The organism is Priestia sp. 10L35 (assembly GCF_056395685.1).
This window is the reverse complement of sequence record NZ_JBFTKA010000001.1, coordinates 734887-759491: the sequence shown is the minus strand read 5'-3', so window position 1 is coordinate 759491 and position 24605 is coordinate 734887. Positions and strand designations below refer to the sequence as shown.

General features: G+C 39.5%; 22 protein-coding genes. All 22 read right to left on the bottom strand.

Annotated features, from left to right (window positions below; all coding sequences use genetic code 11):
- Positions 1 to 220: 220 nt before the first annotated feature.
- On the bottom strand, positions 221 to 1180 hold the full coding sequence (locus AC1DEF_RS03885) for an ABC transporter permease (protein WP_013084750.1): 960 nt from the start codon (positions 1178 to 1180) through the stop codon (positions 221 to 223).
- Positions 1177 to 2238 (bottom strand): ABC transporter permease, encoded by a 1062-nt coding sequence (locus AC1DEF_RS03880; RefSeq protein WP_014458483.1) that lies wholly within the window; start codon positions 2236 to 2238, stop codon positions 1177 to 1179. The genes AC1DEF_RS03885 and AC1DEF_RS03880 overlap by 4 nt, the downstream gene beginning before the upstream one ends.
- Entirely contained in the window at positions 2235 to 3764 is a 1530-nt protein-coding gene (locus AC1DEF_RS03875) for an ABC transporter ATP-binding protein (protein WP_043976534.1), read from the bottom strand. The genes AC1DEF_RS03880 and AC1DEF_RS03875 overlap by 4 nt, the downstream gene beginning before the upstream one ends.
- 119 nt (positions 3765 to 3883) lie before the next feature.
- A complete protein-coding gene (locus AC1DEF_RS03870; RefSeq protein WP_013058816.1) occupies positions 3884 to 4972 on the bottom strand; it encodes a BMP family lipoprotein in 1089 nt (362 codons plus the stop codon).
- Between the two features lie 133 nt (positions 4973 to 5105).
- Positions 5106 to 5831: a GntR family transcriptional regulator gene (locus tag AC1DEF_RS03865; protein WP_013058817.1), complete on the bottom strand. Its 726-nt coding sequence runs from the start codon at positions 5829 to 5831 to the stop codon at positions 5106 to 5108.
- Positions 5832 to 6188: 357 nt separating this feature from the next.
- On the bottom strand, positions 6189 to 8546 hold the full coding sequence (locus tag AC1DEF_RS03860; RefSeq protein ID WP_043976532.1) for an FtsK/SpoIIIE family DNA translocase: 2358 nt from the start codon (positions 8544 to 8546) through the stop codon (positions 6189 to 6191).
- 138 nt (positions 8547 to 8684) lie between these two features.
- Positions 8685 to 8894, bottom strand: a complete 210-nt coding sequence (locus tag AC1DEF_RS03855) for a YlzJ-like family protein (protein ID WP_043976531.1) — start codon at positions 8892 to 8894, stop codon at positions 8685 to 8687.
- Positions 8891 to 9643 carry a ClpP family protease gene (locus AC1DEF_RS03850; RefSeq protein ID WP_013058820.1) on the bottom strand — a complete coding sequence of 251 codons (753 nt, stop codon included), beginning with the start codon at positions 9641 to 9643 and terminating at the stop codon, positions 8891 to 8893. The genes AC1DEF_RS03855 and AC1DEF_RS03850 overlap by 4 nt, the downstream gene beginning before the upstream one ends.
- Before the next feature lie 105 nt (positions 9644 to 9748).
- Positions 9749 to 11416, bottom strand: coding sequence for a ribonuclease J (locus AC1DEF_RS03845; protein ID WP_025750285.1), 1668 nt, complete (start codon positions 11414 to 11416; stop codon positions 9749 to 9751).
- 194 nt (positions 11417 to 11610) lie between these two features.
- Positions 11611 to 12483, bottom strand: coding sequence for a 4-hydroxy-tetrahydrodipicolinate synthase (dapA, locus tag AC1DEF_RS03840; RefSeq protein ID WP_097824491.1), 873 nt, complete (start codon positions 12481 to 12483; stop codon positions 11611 to 11613).
- Between the two features lie 75 nt (positions 12484 to 12558).
- The gene (gene dapG, locus AC1DEF_RS03835; protein ID WP_013084757.1) at positions 12559 to 13791 is read right to left on the bottom strand and encodes an aspartate kinase; all 1233 of its coding nucleotides are present in this window, start codon (positions 13789 to 13791) and stop codon (positions 12559 to 12561) included.
- A gap of 39 nt (positions 13792 to 13830) precedes the next feature.
- A complete protein-coding gene (asd, locus tag AC1DEF_RS03830; RefSeq protein ID WP_013058824.1) occupies positions 13831 to 14874 on the bottom strand; it encodes an aspartate-semialdehyde dehydrogenase in 1044 nt (347 codons plus the stop codon).
- Between the two features lie 191 nt (positions 14875 to 15065).
- Positions 15066 to 15671 carry a dipicolinate synthase subunit B gene (locus AC1DEF_RS03825; RefSeq protein WP_025750286.1) on the bottom strand — a complete coding sequence of 202 codons (606 nt, stop codon included), beginning with the start codon at positions 15669 to 15671 and terminating at the stop codon, positions 15066 to 15068.
- On the bottom strand, positions 15671 to 16570 hold the full coding sequence (gene dpaA / locus AC1DEF_RS03820; RefSeq protein WP_097824492.1) for a dipicolinic acid synthetase subunit A: 900 nt from the start codon (positions 16568 to 16570) through the stop codon (positions 15671 to 15673). The genes AC1DEF_RS03825 and dpaA overlap by 1 nt, the downstream gene beginning before the upstream one ends.
- Before the next feature lie 188 nt (positions 16571 to 16758).
- Positions 16759 to 17025 (bottom strand): YlmC/YmxH family sporulation protein, encoded by a 267-nt coding sequence (locus tag AC1DEF_RS03815; protein ID WP_016765372.1) that lies wholly within the window; start codon positions 17023 to 17025, stop codon positions 16759 to 16761.
- 98 nt (positions 17026 to 17123) lie between these two features.
- The gene (locus AC1DEF_RS03810) at positions 17124 to 18368 is read right to left on the bottom strand and encodes a M16 family metallopeptidase (protein ID WP_028411394.1); all 1245 of its coding nucleotides are present in this window, start codon (positions 18366 to 18368) and stop codon (positions 17124 to 17126) included.
- A 28-nt stretch (positions 18369 to 18396) separates the two neighbouring features.
- Positions 18397 to 19377, bottom strand: a complete 981-nt coding sequence (locus AC1DEF_RS03805; protein WP_016765374.1) for a polysaccharide deacetylase family protein — start codon at positions 19375 to 19377, stop codon at positions 18397 to 18399.
- A 142-nt stretch (positions 19378 to 19519) separates the two neighbouring features.
- Entirely contained in the window at positions 19520 to 21646 is a 2127-nt protein-coding gene (pnp, locus tag AC1DEF_RS03800) for a polyribonucleotide nucleotidyltransferase (RefSeq protein ID WP_013084762.1), read from the bottom strand.
- Between the two features lie 168 nt (positions 21647 to 21814).
- Positions 21815 to 22084 (bottom strand): 30S ribosomal protein S15, encoded by a 270-nt coding sequence (gene rpsO / locus AC1DEF_RS03795; RefSeq protein WP_013058831.1) that lies wholly within the window; start codon positions 22082 to 22084, stop codon positions 21815 to 21817.
- Positions 22085 to 22233: 149 nt separating this feature from the next.
- The gene (gene ribF / locus AC1DEF_RS03790; RefSeq protein ID WP_043976521.1) at positions 22234 to 23190 is read right to left on the bottom strand and encodes a bifunctional riboflavin kinase/FAD synthetase; all 957 of its coding nucleotides are present in this window, start codon (positions 23188 to 23190) and stop codon (positions 22234 to 22236) included.
- A 28-nt stretch (positions 23191 to 23218) separates the two neighbouring features.
- Entirely contained in the window at positions 23219 to 24136 is a 918-nt protein-coding gene (truB, locus tag AC1DEF_RS03785; protein ID WP_097824493.1) for a tRNA pseudouridine(55) synthase TruB, read from the bottom strand.
- Positions 24137 to 24228: 92 nt separating this feature from the next.
- Positions 24229 to 24594 (bottom strand): 30S ribosome-binding factor RbfA, encoded by a 366-nt coding sequence (rbfA, locus tag AC1DEF_RS03780; protein ID WP_013058834.1) that lies wholly within the window; start codon positions 24592 to 24594, stop codon positions 24229 to 24231.
- Between the last annotated feature and the right edge of the window lie 11 nt (positions 24595 to 24605).

Sequence of the window (24605 nt, the reverse complement as noted above, 5' to 3'; positions counted from 1 at the left end):
CAATACTTCTATTTTGAATCTTTAACGCTAATTTTAGTCTTATAACCACTATATCGAATTCAAGGAAACATTTTCAAGTAACTTGCCGCGCGCTTCCTCATTTCTTTTCATATTCTTTCTCTCAATGAAAAAAAGGCGGAGAAAAGAATATGATTTCTTTGTCTCCACCTTCTATATTTATCCAACTTTAGTCATTGTTAGACCTCGTATAGAGGATTTATTAGCGGCGGCCTTTTTCATAAGGAACGCCTAGCGCTTTAGGAGCCTCAGCACGTCCTACAAAACCAGTGAGTGCTAAAATTGTTAATACGTACGGTGCAATGGTTAAAAGGACGGATGGAATATCTTGAATAACCGGAATCTGAGCTCCCGTGATACTCAAGGACTGTGCTAACCCGAAAAACATGGCTGCACCTAAAGCACCAATAGGATGCCATTTTCCAAAAATCATAGCTGCAATAGCAAGGAACCCTTGTCCAGCAATCGTTCCCGCTGCAAAGTTTGTAGCGATAGACGTAGCATACACCGCTCCGCCGATTCCAGCGAACATGCCGGAAATCATAACGCCAACGTAACGCATTCTCACAACTTTGATCCCCATCGTGTCTGCTGCCATTGGATGTTCACCAACTGAACGAAGACGAAGACCAAACGGCGTTTTATAAATGATGTACCATACAGCAAAAGCTAGCGCAATTGCAATATAAGACGTAATAGGAACATTCGAAAACAGAATTTTGCCGATTACTGGAATGTCTGATAGACCTGGAATACTTACTTTATCGATACGGAATTGGATAAAATCTGTTTGTCCTTTCCCAAAAATCTTTTTGATTAAAAAGATTGAAAGACCCGCAGCTAGAAAATTCAGCGCTACCCCACTTACAGTTTGATCTGCTTTTAATGTAATACTTGCAACAGCATGAATCAGCGAAAACACAGCGCAAACAACAGCCGCAATTACTATCGCTACCCACGGGGCCCAAGCACCTAATGAATCCTGAAGTAAAAGGGTTGAAACAATACCTGTGAACGCGCCAAACATCATCAGCCCTTCTAACCCGATGTTCACGACCCCGGAACGTTCACTAAATATCCCTCCGAGCGCGGTAAAGATAAGCGGTGCAGCTGAATAAAGCGCCGCTGGAATAATAATGGCTAACACCTCTAAGAAGTTCATTTTGCTCCCCCCTTGCCTGCACGGCCAAGCACCCAGCGAATTAAATAACTAGATGCAACAAAAAAGATAATAAGCGCAATGACAATTTGAATTAATTCAGACGGTACCCCTGTCATAAAGTTCATTTGAGGAGCCGCGGTTTGCAATCCTCCGAAAAAGAATGAAGCTAATAAAATTCCAATTGCGCTGTTAGCTCCTAACAGGGCTACGGCGATACCGTCAAACCCCGTACCCGTAAATGCAGTGAATGTGCCCATATACTGAAATGTTCCAAGCCCTTCCATTGCCCCGGCAAGCCCGGCAAAAGCCCCTGAAATCGCCATGGATAACACAATGTTTCGGCCTACATTCATTCCTGCATACTGTGAAGCATGTTGATTAAAACCAACAGCTCTTAGCTCGAAGCCCTTAGCTGTTTTATTCAAAATAAACCACATTACGACGGCTGCAGCGATGGTAATAAGAATGCCGTAATGAAGGCGGGAGTTATTGGTTAACTGCGCTAAAAAGCTTGATGCTAAAGATGCCGATTCTTTAATATCATACGATTTTTCATTACCCGCATATAAATACGTACGGATTAAGCTGCTCGTTGTATAAAGGGCAATATAATTCATCATTATGGAAACAATTACTTCATGAACATGAAATTTTGCCTTTAAAAATCCTGGAATAAACGCCCAAACTGCTCCAGCTGCAGCTGCTGCTAATACAGCTAAAGGAATATGAATAACCGCTGGTAAATCAAACGCATACCCAACCCATACTGAAGCCAACCAGCCAACTAAAAGCTGTCCTTCTACTCCAATGTTAAAGAGACCGGTTTTATAAGCAAACGCAACCGCGATACCAGCCAGAGCAAGAGGAGTCATAGCACGAATCGTTTCTCCAATGGCTTTTGGCGTTCCAAACATCCCGTCAAAAAGAGATTGATAGCCAAGCATTGGATCATAGCCGCCTAGCAACATAATAACCGCTCCGGCAATGAGTCCTAATATGGCCGATACAACAGGGATCAAAATCATCATTACACGTTCATTTTTCACAAGTTTATTCATGCTGTTCCACCCGCTTTCTCACGCGTACCGCCTGCCATTAATAAGCCTAACTCTTGTTCATTCGTTTCTTTTGGATCTACAATGTCGACTATTTTTCCTTCATAAATAACCGCAATGCGATCGCTTAAATTTATTACTTCATCGAGCTCTAGCGAAACGAGCAACACTGCTCGTCCTTTATCTCGTTCTTCAATCAGCTTTTTATGAATAAATTCAATGGCTCCTACGTCGAGCCCCCTCGTTGGCTGAGCTGCAATTAATAGTTCCGGACTGCGGTCTACTTCACGGGCAATAATGGCTTTTTGCTGATTCCCCCCCGATAGCGATCGCGCTTGTGTATATTCACTAGGCGTTCGCACATCATATTCTGCAATTAGTTCTTTTGCCTTTTTATACATCTCTTTATAATTTAAAATACCTGATTTAGACATCGGCTTTTGATAATACGTTTGAAGACCAATATTTTCACCTATTGTATAATCTAATACCAGTCCGTGCTTATGACGATCCTGCGGAATATGTCCTATTCCTGACTCCGTAATTTTACGAGTGGATAACGTAGACAATTCTTGATTTTTTAATGTGATCGAGCCCGACTTTATTTTTCTCAGACCCGTAATTGCCTCAATCAGCTCTGTTTGACCATTACCATCTACACCCGCGATGCCTACAATTTCGCCTGCCCGAACGCTTAGATTAAGTGAACTTACAGCCTCTACTCCTCGGCTGTCTTCTACTACTAATTCTTTTATTGTTAACACAGCTTCTTTTGGAGTCGCTGTTTTCTTTTCAGTTTTAAAATGCACTTCTCTTCCTACCATTAAAGCAGCAAGTTCATCAGGGTTGGTCTCTTGCACATTTACCGTGCCAACCCCGACGCCTTTTCGGATAATTGTACAGCGGTCACACACTGACATAATTTCTTTTAATTTATGCGTAATTAAAATAATCGACTTTCCTTCTTGAATTAACTTTTTCATAATTTGAATTAATTCCGTAATTTCCTGAGGTGTTAAGGCGGCAGTAGGTTCATCAAAAATAAGAATGTCAGCTCCTCTGTAAAGCGTCTTTAAAATTTCCACTCGCTGCTGCATGCCAACTGAGATATCTTGAATCTTCGCATATGGATCTACCGATAATCCATATTGATTTGAAAGCTCTTGAATATCTTGAGCTGCTTTTTTAATATTAATTTTGCCCGTTCGCGTCGGTTCGTTTCCAAGAATAATATTTTCTGTTACTGTAAAGTTTTGAACGAGCATAAAATGCTGATGAACCATCCCAATTCCTAAGTCATTCGCTACGTTAGGATCCGTGATTTTGACTTCTTGGCCGTTTACACGAATCTGCCCTTTTTCAGGCTGATAAAGTCCAAATAAAACGTTCATCAGCGTTGACTTACCCGCACCATTTTCTCCTAACAGAGCATGAATTTCTCCCTTTTTCACTTGGAGTGTAATATTGTCATTAGCGACAATACCAGGAAACTCTTTGCGAATATCTAGCATTTCAATAACATATTCCACTGCTTTCACTCCCTATTCCTGCCTGCTACAGGATTCTGTCTTCCGTTTTTTGGCTATAAAAAAGGCTAGTTTTCACTAGCCTTTTATACTCATATAATCATTGCTTAACAGACGTCAGCTTATTTTTTAAGCGTTTTTTCAAACTCTTTAAATTCTTTATCCGTTTGAGGCACTGTAATGTCACCGTCTAGAATTTTTTGCTTATACTCATCAACTGCTTTTAACGCATCTTTGCTTACATTATCTTGTGATGGAGCGATTCCTACTCCGTCTTCTTTTAAGCCAAACACAACTTCTTTACCACCTGGGAATTTGTCGTCCATTGCTTTTTTAGCAACATCTTCTACAGCCAAGTCAACGCGTTTAACCATCGAAGTTAACGTTACGTTTTCAGGCATACCTTCTTCATGCTGATCGCGGTCAACTCCAATTACCCAAACTTTTTTGTCTTTCCCGCCTTTTGAACGGTTTTTAGCTTCTGTAAATACGCCGTTTCCAGTACCGCCAGCCGCTTGATAAATAATATCAGCGCCTTTGCTGTAAATCGTAGAAGCAATAGCCGAACCTTTTTCTGGAGAGTTAAAACTTTCTGCGTATTGAGAGATAACTTCAGCATCTGGGTTTACAGATTTAACACCTGCTTTAAATCCGTTTTCAAACTTCTTGATTAATGGAGATTCAACGCCTCCGATAAAGCCGATTTTGTTCGTTTTTGTTTGTTTAGCTGCCACTACCCCTACTAAGAAGGAGCCTTGCTCTTCTTTAAATAGAATGCTTGCCACGTTATCTAAGTTCTCTGACTTTAGCGTATCGTCTACTAATGCAAAGTTAGCATCAGGATACTGCTTTGCTGCTTTTTTAATATCTTCTTTTAATAAAAAGCCAATTCCATACGTCAAGTTATAGCCACTCTCAGCAAATTTAGAAAGATTGCTCTCGTATTCAGATGCTTTTGTAGACTGCAAATACTTATATCCAGTTCCTTCATCAAGTCCGTTATCTTTCCCGAACTTTGTCAGACCTTCCCAAGCAGATTGGTTAAACGATTTATCATCTACCCCGCCCGTATCTGTTACCATTCCCACTTTAAAATCCGCCGCTTTTTTATCTCCGCCGCTTTTACCTGCGTCGTCTGAGCCACACGCGCTTAAAAGTGTTCCTGCCGCTAATACTAGTGATAATGCAAGGCCCGTTTTACGTTTTAACATGTTTTAACCCCCTGAATAGTTTTAAAAGTATAAAGCCAATTTTCTATTTCGTCCTTGTGACCTACATTTGACACCTCCTTAAAAGGACAATGTTAAACAGTTGTAAATTTTCTGACATTTAAACACAAAAAAACTAGACGCGTTTACGCAGTACTTGGAAACTGAATTGATCTGCTTTAAAATAATTGATGGAATATAAAATGGGTTCATCATGCTGGTCATAATGCATTTGTTTCAGTACAAGCAAAGCGGTTTCTGGTTCGCATTGTAAAATAGGAGAAACTTTTTCATGATAGCCTAGAGGCTCAATGTTTGCCACGGCGTATGAAATGTGTTTTCCTGCTTGTTTTTCAAGAATTTCTAGCAATGACTCTTGTTTATATTCAAAATTTTCAGGCAATATTTTTTGAGGAACCTTGTCCATGCAATATACCACCGGCTCTCCGTTTGCCGTTCTCACCCGTTCAACAAATAAAATCTGTTCATCTTCCCCGCAAGCAAAACGTGTTAAATCATTTTCAGACAACTCTTGTATTTGAGAAGATAAGAAGATTGTTCCAGCCTTCATACCGGCTTGTTCAATCATATGTGTTATACTATTTAATTGCTCAATCCCTGACAAAAAAGTAGGCTTCGTGTTGACAAATGTTCCCACGCCGTGTCTGCGAACAATAATATTCTCTTCTTCTAATATGCGAAGTGCCTCACGTAGCGTTGCGCGGCTAACCCCTAGCTGCTTTGATAAATCAAACTCTGAAGGGAGTCTTTCCTTTTCTTTAAAAATTCCTTTTTCTATATTTTGTTTAATTTTATCAATCACTTGTAAATACAAGTGCCGATTATCCGCACGTATAGACATCACTCTTCCTCCATATTAAAAAGTCATCAGACCTCTGATGTTCGACTACTTAATCGAAAATAATATATCATTTTTCGACAGATAAATAAATAGGTTATATTAATTTTTTATTAAAATTTTTATTATTTTTTTAAAAAAATGAATTTTTGTTATTTTTTAATGTCAGCATACCTAACAACCTGCTTTTCTTCTAATATTAGATAAAAACCAAACAATTTAGTCATTAAATTTTTTAATATTCGTTTTTATTTCATTTATTTAGCATGACACATTTTTGTATGATACTATTCTTCCTCTCTTTCGTTTCATAAAAAAGATGACTTGCACATATGCAAGTCATCTTTTTTATGAAACTTATTAAGATCCAACATCCTCATTTTGCTGAGAAATCAGCACGGAACGCGGCTTACTTCCTTCATAAGGCCCCACCACTCCACGCTCTTCCATTGCATCGATCAAGCGTGCAGCCCGGTTATAGCCAATTCGAAAGCGTCGCTGCAGCATAGAAACAGAAGCTGTTTGCATTTCTGCTACAAGCTGTACCGCTTCATCATATAACTCATCTGCAAAATCATCAACTTGTTCAGGAGCATCGGTTGGAATCATTTCTTCTTGATACTGCGCTTTTTGCTGTGCAATTACAAAATCAACAATTTCTTCTACTTCTTCATCTGATAAAAAGGCACCTTGCACACGCACAGGTTTTGAAGCTCCAACAGGCATGAACAGCATATCTCCTCTTCCTAGAAGCTTTTCAGCTCCTCCCATATCTAAGATCGTACGAGAGTCAGTTTGTGAAGATACACTAAAAGCGATTCGGGAAGGAATGTTAGCTTTAATAACTCCCGTAATAACATCTACTGATGGTCGCTGTGTAGCAATAATTAAATGAATGCCGGCAGCACGAGCCATTTGAGCAAGACGTGTGATCGAATCTTCGACGTCAGACGAAGCAACCATCATCAAGTCAGCCAACTCATCGACAATCACCACAATATAAGGAAGAGTCGGCTGTTTTGCATCGGCGTCTCCATCGTCATTCATACGTTTTACTAAATCGTTATATCCTTCAATGTTTCTCGTTCCGCTGTGTGAAAACAGCTCATAACGTCGCTCCATTTCATTTACCACTTTCTTTAAGGCTTGAGAAGCTTTTTTCGGATCCGTTACAACAGGAGCCAATAAATGTGGAATACCATTGTACATATTGAGCTCAACCATTTTAGGGTCAATCATCATTAATTTTACTTCATGAGGCTTTGTCCTCATTAAAATACTAATAATAATACCGTTGATACACACACTTTTTCCGCTTCCTGTTGCCCCTGCTACAAGCATATGAGGCATTTTATTAAGCTCTGCTAGCACAGCTTCGCCTGAAATATCTCTTCCTAAACCAACTAATAGCTTTTTATCCGGTCGGTTATTTTCAGTTGCTTCAAGTACTTCTCTAAGTGAAACCATCGCTACTTCTTCGTTCGGCACTTCAATTCCTACCGCTGATTTCCCGGGAATTGGAGCTTCAATCCGAATATCTTTGGCAGCTAATGCAAGTGCTAGATCATCACTTAAATTGACAATCTTACTTACTTTTACTCCTACATCAGGATATACTTCATATTTTGTAACAGCTGGTCCAAGGTGAACTTTTGCCACTTTTGCTTTTACGCCGAAACTTTGAAACGTTTTTTCAAGTTTTTCGGCATTTTTATAAATGTTTTTATGCTCTTTTGCCTGGTTGCTTTTCTTTGGCATCGTTAATAGCTTGATAGGAGGAAGCTCATACTCTTTATTTTCCGTTTCAGTAAATGTAATCATAGGAGCTTTTTCTTCTTCCTTTTCCTTTTGTGGCCTTGGCTGTTGCGGTGCAGCAGCTACAGGCTTCGATTCCATAACCGGCGGCACCGGAGCTATAGGAGCAGCAGGAGGTTGACTAGACTCTTCCTCTCCGTAGTCAAAGTGTTCAATAATTGGAGGCGAAGGTGCTTCTACTTCTATGTCCATGCTTTCTTCAGGTTCTTGAACAGCTTTTTCTTGGCGTCTCTTTTTTGTTGTTTTAGGGGCTTTTTTCTTTTTATGTTTCCACGTCTGAATATCTTGCCAGCCTTCTTTTAACTCCGTTGTTAAAAAATTCACTAGAGGTGACAAAAGTTTTAATACCGTTTCGTGAAGCGAACGTCCGGTAATAAGCAGTACCCCAATCACAATAAGCAAGGCAGCGATAAGTTCTGTTCCTAAGCTATCAAATAGATAGTAGAACATGGCAAACATAATAGCTCCTATCATCCCTCCGCCTAAATCGCTGTGATTTGATTGACCCGTTGCTTCGAGCATATACAAATCCCACGTGTTCATAATGACAGACGGATCTGTAAACGTTCCATTTTTTGATAAATTTTCAAATAACGTAACATGACTAAACAGTAAAATAGATAAAATAATGAGATATGTACCGATAAGCTGCCGCGTCACTAAAGGAGGCATTTCCCTTTTCCAAATAATATAAACAGATAGAATAGCCATTCCGATTAAACACAGCATATACCATTCGCCAATAAATAAGCGGACCACTAGTACAAGGGCCTGTCCTACAGCACCAAGTCCTGCCATGGCAATTAACGTTAATGCTAATAAAAGTAAGCCAATAAGCTCAAAGCGCAATATGCGTTTCCATTCATCCTTTTTTATTTGACCTCTTCGTTTTTTCTTTGCCATTTTTCCACTCCAATCAACGTCCAACACTCTATGTTGATTTTGTTTCTTTTATCAGTTGAATAAAAAAGCAGCCAATACAGCGGCTGCCTTCTTCGTCATATTCATTATACCATATTCACCATAATTATACTGAAATCCTTACGACAAAATTTGACCAGGATAATAATTTTCATTCAAATAATCTTGAGGATTCGTGCTTAAAATCCTCACAATTTGCTGTTGCTTTTGTTCATTTTCTTCAACAATAACCGGGATTCCATTATGGTTAATAAGCTTTGGCTGAGATTGTTCTTGTTGATAAGACTGCTGAAAGATTAGTTCTTGCGGCATCATTGTATACAAAATCATTGCAGCAGCTGCTCCTCATTCTGACGTCCTTGCTCAATCAGTTCATTCAACTTTTTGATCGCTTGAGCAACTCCGCCTACTTCGTTAATTAACCCGTATGAAACAGCATCTCCGCCAACTACATTTGTCCCGATATCACGCGTTAAATTCCCTTTTGAAAACATAAGTTCTTTAAACTTTTCTTCTGAAATATGAGAGTGTTCTCTCACAAAGTTAATCACGCGCTCTTGCATTTTATCTAAGTATTCAAATGTTTGCGGTACACCAATAACAAGACCTGTTAAGCGAATAGGGTGAATGGTCATGGTCGCTGTACCGGCAATATACGAATAATCAGTTGAAACCGCAATTGGAACACCGATTGAATGTCCGCCTCCTAACACAATCGACACAGAAGGCTTGGATAACGAAGCAATCATTTCAGCAATTGCAAGCCCCGCTTCTACATCTCCACCTACTGTATTCAAAATAATAAGCAATCCTTCAATTTTTGGATTTTGTTCGATCGCCACAATTTGCGGGATGACATGCTCATATTTTGTCGTTTTGTTTTGAGGAGGCAGCTGCATGTGCCCTTCGATTTGTCCTACAATCGTTAAACAGTGAATATTAGAATCCTGAGGAAGCTGAGCCACGTTGGTCTGTCCTAGTTGTTGAATTTTATCTAATATTCCGCCCTTGCTTTCTTCATTTTTATTAGGCTGCTGAGGCGCTTCATCAGAATGTAATCTTTCGTTATTTTCAAACATATTCTAGCTCCTTTCACTTATTGATAGTAGTAGTATGAACTTCTCATAGTTATTACATCCGCATCAGCTGCAAATAAAAAGCCTTCCCAGCGGGAAGGCTTCACATTAGATTTCCATGATAATCGGTAAAATCATCGGTTTACGACGGGTTTTTTCATATAAAAATTGATTTAAACTTTCTCTCATTTTTAATTTTAATGAAGACCACTCGATCACTTTGTCTTCCATACACTTTTCTAAAATTTGCTGAACAATCTTCGTTGCTTCTTCTAAAAGCTTTTCTGATTCTCTTACATAGACGAATCCGCGCGAGATGATTTCTGGCCCCGCTACTACCGTTTTTTGGCGTTTATTAATCGTAACTACTACCGTTAAGATTCCGTCCTGTGACAGCAGCCTGCGGTCTCTCAGAACGATATTTCCAATATCACCGACGCCTAGTCCATCAATGAGCGTATTTCCTGCTTGAATAGAACCGCTAGGGTACATGCGAGCATCTTTAAACTCAACTCGCTCACCTTTTTCAAGCAAACAAATATGATCTTCTGATATTCCTAATTGACCGGCCAGCTTTGCATAAGCTTTTTGTTTTCGATACTCTCCATTCACAGGCATGACATATTTCGGCTTTGTTAAGTTAATCATAAATTTTAATTCTTCTTGACTGCCGTGTCCGGAAGCCTGCACTTTCTTCTGAGCAAACACTACGCTTGCTCCTAAACGAAAGATGACGTCAATTGTTTTTGAAAAGGTCGTTTCGTGCCCCGCCACAGGTGTAGCAGCCAGCAGGACCGTGTCATCTTGTTTGATTTGAATAAATTTATGGGACTGTTTAGCCATTCGAGTAAGACCTAAAATCGGCTCTCCGTGATGACCTGTTGTTAAAATAACCGTTTCATGTTCTGGAAGATCTTTTAGCTTTTGCACAGGAACAATTAAATCCTCAGGCAGCTGCAAATGTCCAAGTTTTGCTGCAATATCAATGATTTTCAGCATATTTTTTTCCATAACGATCAGATTGCGGCCGTGCTGATATGCGGCATGAATGATTTGCTGAATACGGTGCAGATTGGAACTGTATGCAGCAACAATGATTCGACCTTTGCTTTTATAAAAAGCGTCGGTAATATTTTGTCCAATGACGGCTTCGGAAACTGTATAGCCTGGCTTATCCGCATTTGTACTGTCTGAAAGCAAACACAGGACGCCTTGTTCCCCAATGGCAGCCATTTTTCCAATATCAGCGCTTTGAATGCTGACTGAATTTTGATCAAATTTAAAATCACCTGTATATACAATCGCACCTTGATTTGTTTGTAAACAAATACCGACTGAATCTTGGATGCTGTGCTGCGTTCTGAAAAATGAAATATCTACTCCTTCAAACGATAAAACCGTTGACGAAGTGATAGGATGTAAAGCTTCATATTTTTTAATTCCATATTCTTTTAACTTTTCTTTGATAAGTGCTAGCGTTAATTCTGTACCATATACAGGCACATCCAATTTTTGAAGTATAAAGGGAATAGCGCCAATTTGTTCTTCGTGTCCATGAGTAACAAATATGCCTTTTACGTTCTGCTGATTTTCTACTAAATATGTAATGTCCGGAATGACAATATCAATTCCTAACATTTCCCCTCCCGGAAACTTTGATCCTGCATCTAACACATATATGTTTTCATTGATTTCCACCACATACATGTTTTTTCCAAGTTCTCCGACTCCACCCAAGGCTGAAATTTTAATATTTTCTGTCTTTTCTAGTACCATAAGCTCCTCCTACTTACTTTCACCCGTACAATTTCATTTGCTTACATTATAACTGAAGTAAGAATTGGAATACAAGAAATTTCATTCGTCTATTTCCGTCATCTGCTCTTCTATTATCTTATAAGAAAAAAACGTCTCTTCATCGACTCGTATATACGGTCAATGAAGAGACGTTTAAAAAACATACTTATAGCTTATAGCGTATTTAATGTGCTGACTAACGTTTGGCGTTCTTCTTCCGTTAACGGAACTAAAGGTAATCGTACCGATCCTACGTCTAACCCTTTTAGCTGTAAAGCCGTTTTAACAGGCGTTGGACTTGGAGCCGCAAAAAGAGATTTCATAACAGGTACAATACGCTGATGAATTTTTGCTGCTTCCTTCGGATTTCCTGACTCATACAGCTTAACCATCTCTTGCATTTCATTCCCAATAATGTGAGAGGCAACAGAAATAATACCAGTTCCTCCAACTGCTAGTACCGGTAGTGTTAAACCATCATCACCGCTGTATAAAGCAAAATCATCGCTTGTTTGTGCGATAATAGCTGTCATTGCGTCAAGATCTCCGCTTGCATCTTTTAACGCTACAACATTTGGCAGTTCAGCTAGGCGTACAATTGTATCAACAGACATATTGATCACGGATCGCCCTGGAATATTGTATAACATGACAGGCAGCTCTGTACTTTCAGCAATTGTTTTAAAGTGCTGATATAAGCCTTCCTGATTCGGCTTGTTGTAATAAGGTGCTACAATCATAATCGCATCTACGCCGATTTCTTCTGCCTTTTTCGTTAATTCAATTGATGCATACGTATTGTTGCTTCCTGTACCAGCCACAACAGGTACACGGCCATCTACTACCTTTACTGAGTGGCGGAACAGCGCCAGCTTTTCTTCTGTTGAAAGCGTAGGAGATTCACCCGTTGTTCCTGCAATAACCAACGCATCCGAACCGTTGCTGATTAAATAGTTAATAAGCTGCGTTGTTTTTTCAAAATCAATATTTCCTTTATGATCAAAAGGCGTTACCATCGCTGTTGCGACTTTCCCAAAATCAATCATGTTTTCACTCCTTGAAATTGCATTATCCCTATTCATGTAATGAACCGTTAGCTTATAGCTAACGGAACATGTAGTTTATCTCTTTTGCGGTGCTTTTGACAAGTCAAAGGCACCATGAAGAGCATTAACGGCTTTCTTTAAATCCTCTTCTTTTACAAGCACCCAAATCGTCGTATGGCTGTCAGCAGATTGTAAAATCTGAATACCTTCGCCAGAAAGGGCTGTAACAATTTTAGAGGTAACACCAGGCACCCCTGCAATTCCTGCTCCAACCGTTGACACTTTGGCACAGTTGCGAATAACAGCCGGCTCATAACCTAGCGCATGAAGCACATCAATCGCTTTGTCAGTTGCTTCATCTGTTACCGTATATACAACACCCTTCGGTGAAATATTGATAAAATCTACGCTGATTTTTTCTTGTGCCATTGCTTTGAATACTTCTGCTTGCGTATCATAATGGCCTTCTTTACTAAAAACTTTAATTTGAGTGACGTTGGATACGTGTGCGATGCCTGTTACAAGGCGTTCTTGCACATCGCTGCCACGCTGCTGTGCTTCACCTTGAGATGTAACAAGCGTACCTGTTGAATCAGCATACGTGGAACGGACGCGCATCGGCACTTTGGCTTGCATGGCAATCTCTACGGCACGTGGGTGAACTACTTTTGCACCTTGATAAGCCATGTTGCATATTTCGTTATATGTGACAACGGATAGCGGTCTTGCATCTTCTACAATACGCGGGTCCGCTGTCATCACACCTTCTACATCTGTGAAAATGTCAATGTAATCAGCCATAAGGGCTGCACCTAAAGCTGAAGCAGATGTATCGCTGCCTCCGCGTCCAAGCGTTGTTGTATCACCTTCAGTAGTTGCCCCTTGAAAGCCTGTTACAACAACTACATCGTATTCTTCTAATTCTTTTAACAAACGGTCGCATTTCATTTCTAGTATCTTAGCATTGGTAAAATCATCATTCGTCACAAACCCGGCCTGTGCACCGTTTAACGCTGTAGCTTTAATACCATTTTCGTTTAATAAATTCGTAAACACTACCGATGAAATTAATTCTCCGCATGCCATAAGCATATCAAGCTCACGTTTATTAAGAGACGCTTTATTTCCATCAACAAGTGAAAGCAATGTATCCGTTGCATACGGCTCACCTTTTCGTCCCATTGCCGATACAACAACGACTACTTTGTAACCCTCACTTAATGCATTATTTAAATGATAGATTGCTCTCGCTCTTCCTTCTTCGTTACGAACGGAAGTTCCTCCAAATTTTTGGACGATTATTTTCATACTTACACCTCATCATGTTCCGAGACACTCTGGTTGCACTTATTTTACTAAGCTAAGCTTAATAAGTGATTCTGCAATTTGTACAGAATTCCAAGCTGCACCTTTTAACAAGTTATCAGAAACGATCCACATATGGAAACCGTTATCGCGATCTAAATCTTTACGAATACGGCCGACAAACACATCTCGTTTACCTACACAATCTGCTGGCATTGGATATACTTGATTTTCTGGATCATCTTGCAATACGATACCAGGTGCATCAGCCAATAAATTTTTCACATCAGCTACCGTTACACCGTCTTTTTCAATTTCAATGTACACTGACTCTGAATGACCTGTTACAACCGGTAGACGAACACAAGTAGCAGCTACTGGCAATTCAGGCATGCTCATAATTTTCTTCGTTTCATTAATCATTTTCATTTCTTCAAATGTAAAACCGTTATCTTGAAATTTATCAATTTGCGGAATGGCATTAAAAGCAATTTGATAATGTTTTTTATCTCCACCAACCGGTAAAATTTCCGGTGTAAACTCTTTTTCTTCTAAAATAGCTTTGGCTTGTTCTTTTAATTCATTAATTGCAGCAGCGCCTGCTCCAGAAACGGCTTGATACGTTGATACTAGCACTTTAGATAAGCCGTATGTTTCGCGTAATGGCTGTAATGCTGCAACCATTTGAATTGTAGAGCAGTTTGGATTAGCAATGATTCCGTTATGTGCGTGTAATGCGTCTTCATTCACTTCCGGCACAACTAACGGGACATTTTCATCCATTCGATAAGCGCTTGTGTTGTCTACAACGATTGCTCCGCGTTTTACTGCCTCTGGTGCAAGTGCTTTTGAAATGCTCCCGCCTGCACTGAATAAAGCAATATCTACGCCTTCAAAGCTATCAGGAGTTGCTTCTTGCACAACAACTTCTTCTCCGTTAAACAACACTTTTTTACCAGCTGAACGAGCTGAAGATAATAACGTTAATTTACCAACTGGAAAATTACGCTCCTGTAGGGTTTTAATCATTTGTTGTCCTACTGCACCTGTTGCTCCTACTACTGCTACATGTAATTCTCTTGTCATTTTAATACCGCCTCCAACAATTTTCAACTACTCAACATTTATCTGCATATACTGACTATTTTAACATATTATTATGCTTCATTGCGTCAAAGAAGAGAAGATTTTTAAAATCTTCTCTTCTTTGAGATTGAGAGTTCTCTTACAGCCGCAGTATTGAATAGATTCATGCAACAGCAAGAGGCATATATGTCCTATGACTCTTGACCGTCGCGGAACCTTTCGACAATAACCGGCTGAATCTGTTTATCTTCAAGCGCTGCGTACACCGTGTCTGATAACATCGTCATACGCGCTACCATTGAATTCGGCTTAAACACCGGGTCATCTTGACCAAATGGAATAAAATAAATATTTTTAGTCGCCATTAGCCTCATTAAGTTTACACCATTTAGCCCTAGTGCGTCATTAGTCGAAATTCCCAGTACCACCGGCTTATTATTACGAAGCGTTGCTTTAGCTGCCATGAGTACCGGAGATTCAGTCATTGCATTTGCAAACTTACTCATCGTATTCCCAGTGATTGGGGCAACCACCATACAATCAAGCGGAATTTTCGGTCCTAGAGGCTCTGCTTTTACAATTGTATTGATGACGGCGTGACCCGTTAATTCCTCAATTTTTTTCACCCAGTCTTCTCCATCTCCAAAACGAGTATTTGTGGATTGTACAGTGTAAGAAACGACCGGTAACACTTCTGCTCCCAAATTAACAAGCTTTTCAATTTCCGGCATAACCGCATCATACGTACAGTGAGATCCCGTCAAGCCGAATCCTATTCTTTTACCTTTTAATGACATTATTTTTTCTCCTCTCTCGCATCCGCAGCGTCTTTTAATAAATTCACTAATACATTAGCGACAATCTGACCTGCTGTTTTTGGAGCCACAATTCCTGGAAGACCAGGTGCTAAAATAGCTTTAATTCCTCGTTTTTCCGCATAGCGGAAATCGGTTCCTCCAGGCTTTGAAGCTAAATCAATAATGAGCGCATGGGTCGGGACATTACATAATGTCTTAGCCGTTAAGATGGGGTATGGAATGGTGTTAATACATATATCACTATCAGCAATTTCTTTATCGAGTTCAGAAAGATAGAAAGGTTGCAAACCCATTTCAGCAATACGTGCTAAATGTTCAGATTTTCTAGCTCCTACTTTTACATTGGCACCGAGTGCAGCAAAGGACCTCGCCACGCTCATTCCTACTCTTCCTAAACCTAGAACAGAAATATTTGAACCGTGAATGGTAAAATCCGTATGTTGAATAACAAGCATGATGGTACCTTCAACAGTAGGAATAGAGTTATAAATTGCTACATCATCACGCTCAAATAGCTGAACGAGTTTACGGTTTGTCGTTTTGACTAATTCGTTTAAATACCCATTGCTAATACCAGAATAAATAATGCAGTGCTCAGGCGTTTTTTTAAGTATTTCTTCAGTCAGCACTACTTTTTCATTTGAAAAAATAGTATCTACTTGCCCTTCGTGATTTGTTCCAGGCACTGGAAGGATGATGGCGTCAACATCTGAAAAATCCAGCTCCTCTATCTGATATTTCGTCGCACCTGTAAAACCATGATCTAGCTGATCAAAACCAATAAGAGAGGTTTTTGCATCTAATTGAATTAATTTTCGAATGACTTCAAGCTGCCTAGCATCACCGCCAATTACAGCTATGTGCAAATCCGTTAACATGTTTCATTTTCACCTTCTTTAACATTAAATAGATGTATCTTTCGCTTAAACCATCGAGATGTAAAGTGCTATCATTACGCCCTAGAATGCCTATTGCTTTTCTTCAACATACTATGTAAACACACAGGAATCGGTGAATCTTTATCCCTGAAAATAAAAGAAACGAGATGCAGGAAGCATCTCGTTTCTTATTTTGTTGACTGATTGTTTATGTCTTCTAGCTGCTGGACATTTACAATCACCATATCTGTACCAATTTTTTCGATATTCCCCCACGGCACTCGCACTTCATCTCCTTGCTTTCGAAACCCAAACCACTTCACAGATGGAATAATAAGCGCATTAATTTGTCCCGTATGTTCATTAATTTCAAGATCCGTTTGCCCTAAAATACCCAAACGCTCTGCTCGCTTAACATCTACAATTTCTTTTCCACTCAGTTCGCTTAATCTCATAGAATCCCTCCTTTCATCTAATTTATTGAACAACCGTACAAAAAATGACAAAAAAATAAGGCTGGCTCAATTATTTTAGCCAACCTTACTTTTACTGTTTAATTTCCTTTAAAACCTTTAGGTAAATCACCACTCGGGCTTATTAGCGAAAGAGCAAATTCATCTTTGAAAATATCTCGCGCAAGACCATTTACACTATCTTTAGTCACGGCATTAACAAGATCTAAAATCTCATCTAATGAACGGTGATAGCCTAGCATTAACTCATTTTTTCCGTTTCTGCTCATACGGCTATTTGTACTTTCAAGGCTCAGCATTAAGTTTCCTTTCAGCTGCTCTTTGCTGTTAGCAAGTTCTTTATCCGTAATCCCTTTGTCTTTCAAATCATAAAGCGTTTCTTGAACCGTATCATATAATACGTCGAGCTGATGGCTTCCCGTTCCCCCATAAATCGTGACAAGACCGCTGTCTCGATAAGAAGAATGATAAGAGAAAACAGAGTAAGCCAAGCCGCGCTGTTCGCGAACTTCTTGGAACAAACGACTGCTCATACTTCCACCAAGCACGTTATTTAATACAATTAAGCTATATACATCTTCTCCGCCGATTGGCAAACCTTTAAAGCCAAGGCAAAGGTGAGCTTGTTCAGTCTCCTTTTTGCGCGCAATATGATTTGTATGGAACTCTGGCTGAACATATTGATGAGCGGAGTGACTTGACGTATATGTACCAAAATAGTTTTCCACCTGCTGAATAAAACTTTCATCAATGTTTCCAGCTACTGAAATAACGATGTTTTCGGGAATATACATTTGCTCCATATACTGACGAAGCGAATCACCGTTAAATGTTTTTAACGTATCTTCCGTTCCTAAAATTGGATAGCCTAATGGATGATTGCCATATACGGCTTTTCCTAATAAATCGTGTACAATATCATCAGGTGTATCTTCATACATTTTAATTTCTTCATATACAACATTTTTTTCACGAGCTAATTCCTCTTCATCAAATGAAGAATTAAAGAACATATCCGCCAGCACATCGAGCGCTTGATCTGCATGTTCATCTAATACTTTTGCATAGTAACACGTGTATTCTTTAGAAGTGAATGCATTTACTTGTCCGCCAATGCGGTCGAAGCTTTCTGCAATTTCACGAGCAGATCTTGTTTTTGTTCCTTTAAAAAACATATGTTCAAGAAAATGTGATACACCATTAATTTCAGGGTGTTCACTTCGAGAACCCGTTCCGATCCACACCCCAATGGCCACAGATCGAACAGTTGGGATATTTTCCAATACAATTCTTACACCATTTTTGCACGTATATCGTTTTATCAAGCTAGTGCCTCCCTTTTGCTTATCTCACTTACTTCTTAGTAGAAGAAGGTATTTTCATCATTCGTTCTTCATCTAGCATTGTTGACACATCGCTAACTTTGAGGCCTTTGCGTTCAATATCGGTTAACAATTGGTCAAGCGATTCAGCCGTTGATTCAGTCGGGTGCATCAGTACAATAGCCCCTGGGTGAATCTTTTTCATTACTCGATTAATTAACACTTCTGAACTTGGCTTTTGCCAATCGATTGTATCAACCGTCCACATGATGGTACTCATTTTTAACTGAGAAGCAAGCGTTACTACTTCGGGGCGAAAACTGCCGCTCGGCGGAGCAAACCATTTTACTTTTTGTCCCGTAGTAGACGTAATAATATCATTCGTTTTTTTAAGCTGCTGATTGATTTGACTAGCCGATAAAGTGGCCATATCAGGATGAGAATAAGAGTGGTTTCCTACTTCATGCCCTGCGTCTACAATCATTTTTGCCATATCTGGATTATTTTTAACCCATTTTCCTTCTAAAAAGAAAGTTGCTTTAGCATGGTGCTTTTTTAGCACTTCTAACATTTTAGGCAAATACTCGTTCCCCCATGCTACGTTCACTGTAAACGATACCATAGGCTTTTCATCGTGTCCACGGTAGATAGGTTCCTGTGGTAAATCCTTCAAGTGAACCTTTGGTCTAACCTGTTTGTACACTAGTTTTTTTTCATCAAATTTACCCGCAGGTTTCATATTTTTATAAGAAGCAGCAAGATCAACTTTTATGCCGTTATAGCCAGGAACCCGTTTCCAAACGGGATCGATTCGTGCATTCGCTGCCGGCTTTTCATAATCTTTTGCTTTTTCTTCAATCTTTTGATATAACGCATCATGCTGAGCTGATACAAGTTGTACATCGGATTTAAGTGCTTCTATATATGCTTCAGCAAAAGGATTATAAATAGATTTATATGTAATTGCCAGTAAAAATAGAAATGCTGTAAATTGCACAATGGTTCTCTTCACTTATCCTTCCCCCTTTACCATTTAAAATATGTATAAAGGGGACAAGGTAGAACAAACATCTACAAACGATAAAATCGCCCTACACATGGATTTTCTTCATGTATGGACGATTTCACAATATCTATATAGTAGTAAAAGAAGATTATTTTGTTTCTTTTGCTTTTTCTTCTTTTTCTTTTTGTTCTTTTAAAATTGCTTTACGAGATAAGTTAACGCGGCCTTGTTTATCAATTTCCATAACCTTAACTAGAATCTCGTCGCCAATTGATACAACGTCTTCCACTTTTCCAATACGCTCTTCTGCAAGCTCTGAAATGTGAACAAGCCCATCTTTTCCGCTGAAGATTTCTACAAATGCACCGAATTTTTCAATTCGTTTTACTTTTCCTAAGTACATTTGGCCGACTTCAACTTCGCGTACAAGATCTTCAATAATTTTCTTTGCTTTTTCATTCATTGGCTGATCAATAGAAGAAATGAAGATTGTACCATCTTGTTCGATATCAATTTTAACGCCTGTTTCTTCGATGATTTTATTGATTTGCTTACCGCTTGGTCCAATAACATCACGAATTTTATCAGGGTTAATAGCCATTGTAAGGATCTTAGGCGCATATTGAGAAAGCTCTTGACGAGGCGTAGCAATCGTTGACATCATATGATTTAAGATCTGCATACGGCCTTTTTTTGCTTGTTGAAGGGCTTCGTCTAAAATTTCACGAGATAACCCGTCAATTTTAATATCCATTTGAAGCGCAGTTACTCCATTTTCCGTACCTGCTACTTTAAAGTCCATATCTCCTAGGTGATCTTCCATTCCTTGAATGTCCGTTAGAATCGAGTAGTGTTCACCTGATTTGATCAGACCCATGGCAATCCCTGCTACAGGTGCTTTAATTGGAACCCCAGCATCCATCATTGCAAGCGTACTTGCACAAATACTCGCTTGTGAAGTAGAACCGTTTGACTCTAATACTTCAGATACAAGACGAATTGTATAAGGGAAATCTTTTTCATTTGGAATAACAGGCTCAAGTGCACGTTCACCTAGCGCACCATGTCCAATTTCACGACGACCCGGTCCGCGCATCGGTCTAGTTTCACCAACACTAAATGAAGGGAAGTTATAGTGATGCATGAAGCGTTTAGATTCTTCTACACTTAAACCATCTAAAATTTGCACATCGCCAAGTGCACCTAATGTACAGATGCTAAGCGCTTGAGTTTGTCCACGCGTAAATAATCCAGATCCGTGTGTACGAGGAAGCAAGTTTGTTTCAGAAGAAAGTGGACGAATTTCGTCAATACTACGCCCATCAGGACGCACTTTTTCTTCTGTGATCAAGCGACGCACTTCACTTTTAACAAGCTTCGATAAAATTTCATTCACTTGATTTAGTACTTCTTCTTCTACATCTTGCTCTTCAAATTTTGCAGCTACTGCGCTTTTCACTTCTTTAATCGCATTTTCGCGCGCATGCTTTTCTTGAACTTGAACGGCACGGTTCATGTCACCTTCTGCAATTTCGCGAACTTGACGCTCAAGGTCAGCATCCACAGTATAAAGCGCAACTTCTACTTTTTCTTTGCCTACTGCTGCTACAATTTCTTCTTGGAACGCAATTAACTTTTTAATTTGCTCGTGTCCAAACATAATTGCTTCTAGCATTACTTCTTCCGGTACTTCATCAGCGCCTGCTTCAACCATGTTGATCGCATCTTTTGTACCAGCAACCGTTAGATGAATATCGCTTTTTTCAAGCTCATCTACCGTTGGGTTTACAACAAATTCATTGTCTACACGGCCTACGATTACGCCTGCAATAGGACCTTCAAATGGAATATCAGATACTGATAATGCTAATGAAGAACCGAACATTGCCGCGATTTCTGAAGAACAGTTTTGATCTACGCTCATTACAACGCTGACAACTTGAACTTCGTTTCGGAAACCATCTGCGAATAAAGGACGAATCGGACGGTCGATTAAACGGCTAGCCAAGATTGCTTTTTCACTTGGTCTGCCTTCACGCTTAATGAATCCACCTGGGATTTTACCGACTGCATATAAACGCTCTTCATAGTTTACTGTTAACGGGAAGAAATCTACATTTTTAGGCTCTTTTGAAGCCGTTGCTGTACTTAATACAACTGTGTCTCCATAGCGGATTAATGCTGCGCCATTTGCTTGTTTTGCCAACTGGCCAACTTCAACTTCTAGCTTTCGTCCTGCTAGATCTACGGAGAACACTCGTTTTTCTTGTTCCATATCGACGAGTACCCCTCTCTACATATAAAATATGTATGTAATCAAATGTGATAGTTTTATTATAAACGAAATATCCAAAAACAATAGCTTTTTTCACATTATGTAGCATCTTTAATGTTTCTTAAATGTACATACTAAAAAAGCGGGAATGCTCCCGCTTTCTTCTTATTATCGACGTAAACCAAGTTTGTTGATTAACTCACGATAACGAGTAACGTCTTTGTTACGTAGGTAGTTAAGTAAGTTACGACGTCGACCTACCATTTTTAAAAGACCACGACGTGAATGGTGATCCTTTTTATGAGTACGTAAGTGACCGTTTAGATTGTTAATTTGCTCTGTTAGGACAGCGATTTGAACTTCTGGAGAACCAGTGTCGTTCGCATGAGTTTTGTACTCACTAATGATTTCATTTTTACGCTCTTGTGTGATAGCCATCCTATTCACCTCCTTATTATTAAACCCCAGTTACCGAGCAAAACGTTGGTGAATCGTAATGCCAAGCAATGGTTGTTTTACATACAAGTGTTATGTTACTACTTATTAGAACAAAAAGCAAGTCGTAGCAACTATTTATATATATTTTTTTATTTCTTATGCTTTTGAATTCCTTCAAAATAAGCAAGGGCTTCTTCCTTGTCCCTTGAGATCTGACCGACAAGCTCTTCGATGCCGCTGAACTTTTTTTCTGAACGAATCATTCGGTGCCATTTCACCGTTACGTGCTGATCGTAGATTTGCTCGTCAAATGATAATAAGTGGACTTCGATTGTTGGCTTTTCTAAATTATCATGAAAAGTCGGCTTATAGCCCACGTTGCATACTCCTGCATACCACTTGCCGTGGAGCTGAAGCTCAACAGCATACACGCCGATGCGCGGAAGTAAATACTCATCGTCTAAAGCGATGTTAGCAGTCGGAAAACCTATTTGCCTGCCTCGCTTTTCTCCATGAGTCACTGTACCTGACACTTCATAATAGCGCCCAAGCAGCTCTTTTACTCGATGCATGTCTCCATTTGCTAAATTTTCGCGAATGAGCGTTGAACTAATTTTTTCTTCCCCATTTGTTAACTTATCAATTGTTGTTTGAGTGAATTTTGATCGAGAATGAAATGGTAGTATTTCCATTGTTCCTTTACCTAACTTTCCATACGTATAGTCAAATCCAGCTACCACATGCTGCACATTCAGGCCAATAATATACTGATCAACAAACTCTTGAGGCAATAGTGCTGCAAACTGTTTATCAAAATGAACGATATATAAAAAGTCAATTCCCATTTCCTCAATGAGTTTCTTTTTTTCTTGAAGTGGTGTGATCATATCAATGTGCTGCACATTGCGCCCAAGCACCACAGAAGGGTGAGGAGTAAACGTCATCACAGCACTAGCTATGCCTTTTTCATCCGCTAACTGTTTTGCTGAATTTATCACTTGCTGATGCCCTAAATGCACACCATCAAAATAACCAAGCGCTAACACTGATTGTTGAACAGCTTCTCGTTGAAAGTGGTGTGGATGTCGAATTTCAATCGTTTCCAAAACACAGTTCACCTTTTCCCTAACCGGTCTAGTCGATTGCCAACACTTTAACCGGCTTCATTAAATGTTTTTTCGTTGGGTGCTGAGCATAAATTGCTAAGCACTTGCCTGCTGAATTTATCATTAAAAAGAATGGTTCTTTTTTTAACTCTTCATCTTCTGTGCACGGCAATACCGCGCCATTTTTCACTTTCTCTGCTAATGTATCACTAATTTGAAGTTTCGGCAAATGATTAAGAGCTTCTTCGATCGAATGCAGTTTCTCATTGATCGTTTCTTCTTCTACCGCCCGTTCAATATCTTCAAATGTCACACAATCTTCCAGTGAAAACTGCCCTGAACCCGTTCGCTGCAAATAAGACATATGAGACGGATAGCCAAGTGCTTCTCCAATCATCACAGCAAGCGTTCGCACATATGTACCTTTGCTGCACGTTACGCGGAATTTGAAGGAAATTTGTTCTCCCTCAAATATAGCGCGATCGTCCAGCAGTTCAAAGTTATAGATATGAATGGTTCTAACAGGGCGCTCTACTTCGATTCCTTGCCTTGCATATTCATATAGCTTTTTACCTTTGACCTTTACCGCAGAGTACATTGGAGGCACTTGCTGAAGTTCTCCTGTCATCGAAGACAGCACTTCTTCGATTTGAGCACGTGAAAAAGAATCCACTACTTTCTTTTCTTCTACAACCTCTCCGGAAGAATCTTCTGTTGTTGTAGAAAATCCGAGTGTAACTTCTCCTTCATAGGTTTTAGTAGCTCCTGTTAGATACTCTACAATTTTAGTAGCTCTACCGATACAAATAGGCAATACCCCTGTAACGTCTGGGTCTAATGTGCCTGTATGCCCTACTTTTTTAGTACGAAGCAGCTTTCGGACTTTAAACACACAGTCGTGCGAAGTCAGGCCAGGTGGTTTATGTAAAATTAAAACACCGTCCACTCATTCTTCATCTCCTTTTCATTTAAAAAAGGGTGTCTCAGAAGCAAAAACCACTTTTGAGACACCCTTTTTTGTTTCTACATTCACCGATCTTATTCGTTCTCTTGATGGTCATCGCTTTCTTTTTTAATTTCATGAAGCAATGATTCAATTCGATTACCATAATCAATTGATTCATCAAACTCAAACGTAATTTCAGGTGTTTTACGTAAGCGAATGCGCTGACCGATTTCTGAGCGGATAAATCCTTTTGCTTTCGCAAGGCCTTTTAACGTATTCTCACGCTGTTCAGCATCTCCTAAAACAGAGATATACACTTTCGCTTGCTGTAAATCGCCTGATACTTGAACATCTGTTACAGTCACAAAACCGATGCGCGGATCCTTGATTTTACGATTTAAAATCTCGCCCATCTCTTTTTTCATTTGTTCTCCGACTCTAGTTGCTCTTATGTTCATCTGTGTCACCC

Excerpts from the sequence above, each read along its gene's own strand:
- dapG (WP_013084757.1), bottom strand. The coding sequence starts at position 13,791 with ATGAAAATAATCGTCCAAAAATTTGGAGGAACTTCCGTTCGTAACGAA.
- rbfA (WP_013058834.1), bottom strand. The coding sequence starts at position 24,594 with ATGAACATAAGAGCAACTAGAGTCGGAGAACAAATGAAAAAAGAGATG.
- AC1DEF_RS03880 (WP_014458483.1), bottom strand. The coding sequence starts at position 2,238 with ATGAATAAACTTGTGAAAAATGAACGTGTAATGATGATTTTGATCCCT.
- AC1DEF_RS03865 (WP_013058817.1), bottom strand. The coding sequence starts at position 5,831 with ATGTCTATACGTGCGGATAATCGGCACTTGTATTTACAAGTGATTGAT.
- dpaA (WP_097824492.1), bottom strand. The coding sequence starts at position 16,570 with ATGTTAACGGATTTGCACATAGCTGTAATTGGCGGTGATGCTAGGCAG.
- AC1DEF_RS03885 (WP_013084750.1), bottom strand. The coding sequence starts at position 1,180 with ATGAACTTCTTAGAGGTGTTAGCCATTATTATTCCAGCGGCGCTTTAT.
- AC1DEF_RS03845 (WP_025750285.1), bottom strand. The coding sequence starts at position 11,416 with ATGGTACTAGAAAAGACAGAAAATATTAAAATTTCAGCCTTGGGTGGA.
- AC1DEF_RS03860 (WP_043976532.1), bottom strand. The coding sequence starts at position 8,546 with ATGGCAAAGAAAAAACGAAGAGGTCAAATAAAAAAGGATGAATGGAAA.
- asd (WP_013058824.1), bottom strand. The coding sequence starts at position 14,874 with ATGACAAGAGAATTACATGTAGCAGTAGTAGGAGCAACAGGTGCAGTA.
- AC1DEF_RS03825 (WP_025750286.1), bottom strand. The coding sequence starts at position 15,671 with ATGTCATTAAAAGGTAAAAGAATAGGATTCGGCTTGACGGGATCTCAC.
- dapA (WP_097824491.1), bottom strand. The coding sequence starts at position 12,483 with ATGATTGATTTTGGGAAAGTCGCAACAGCGATGGTAACGCCTTTTGAT.
- AC1DEF_RS03850 (WP_013058820.1), bottom strand. The coding sequence starts at position 9,643 with ATGTTTGAAAATAACGAAAGATTACATTCTGATGAAGCGCCTCAGCAG.
- AC1DEF_RS03855 (WP_043976531.1), bottom strand. The coding sequence starts at position 8,894 with ATGATTTTGTATACAATGATGCCGCAAGAACTAATCTTTCAGCAGTCT.
- AC1DEF_RS03870 (WP_013058816.1), bottom strand. The coding sequence starts at position 4,972 with ATGTTAAAACGTAAAACGGGCCTTGCATTATCACTAGTATTAGCGGCA.
- AC1DEF_RS03815 (WP_016765372.1), bottom strand. The coding sequence starts at position 17,025 with ATGAGATTAAGCGAACTGAGTGGAAAAGAAATTGTAGATGTTAAGCGA.
- pnp (WP_013084762.1), bottom strand. The coding sequence starts at position 21,646 with ATGGAACAAGAAAAACGAGTGTTCTCCGTAGATCTAGCAGGACGAAAG.
- rpsO (WP_013058831.1), bottom strand. The coding sequence starts at position 22,084 with ATGGCTATCACACAAGAGCGTAAAAATGAAATCATTAGTGAGTACAAA.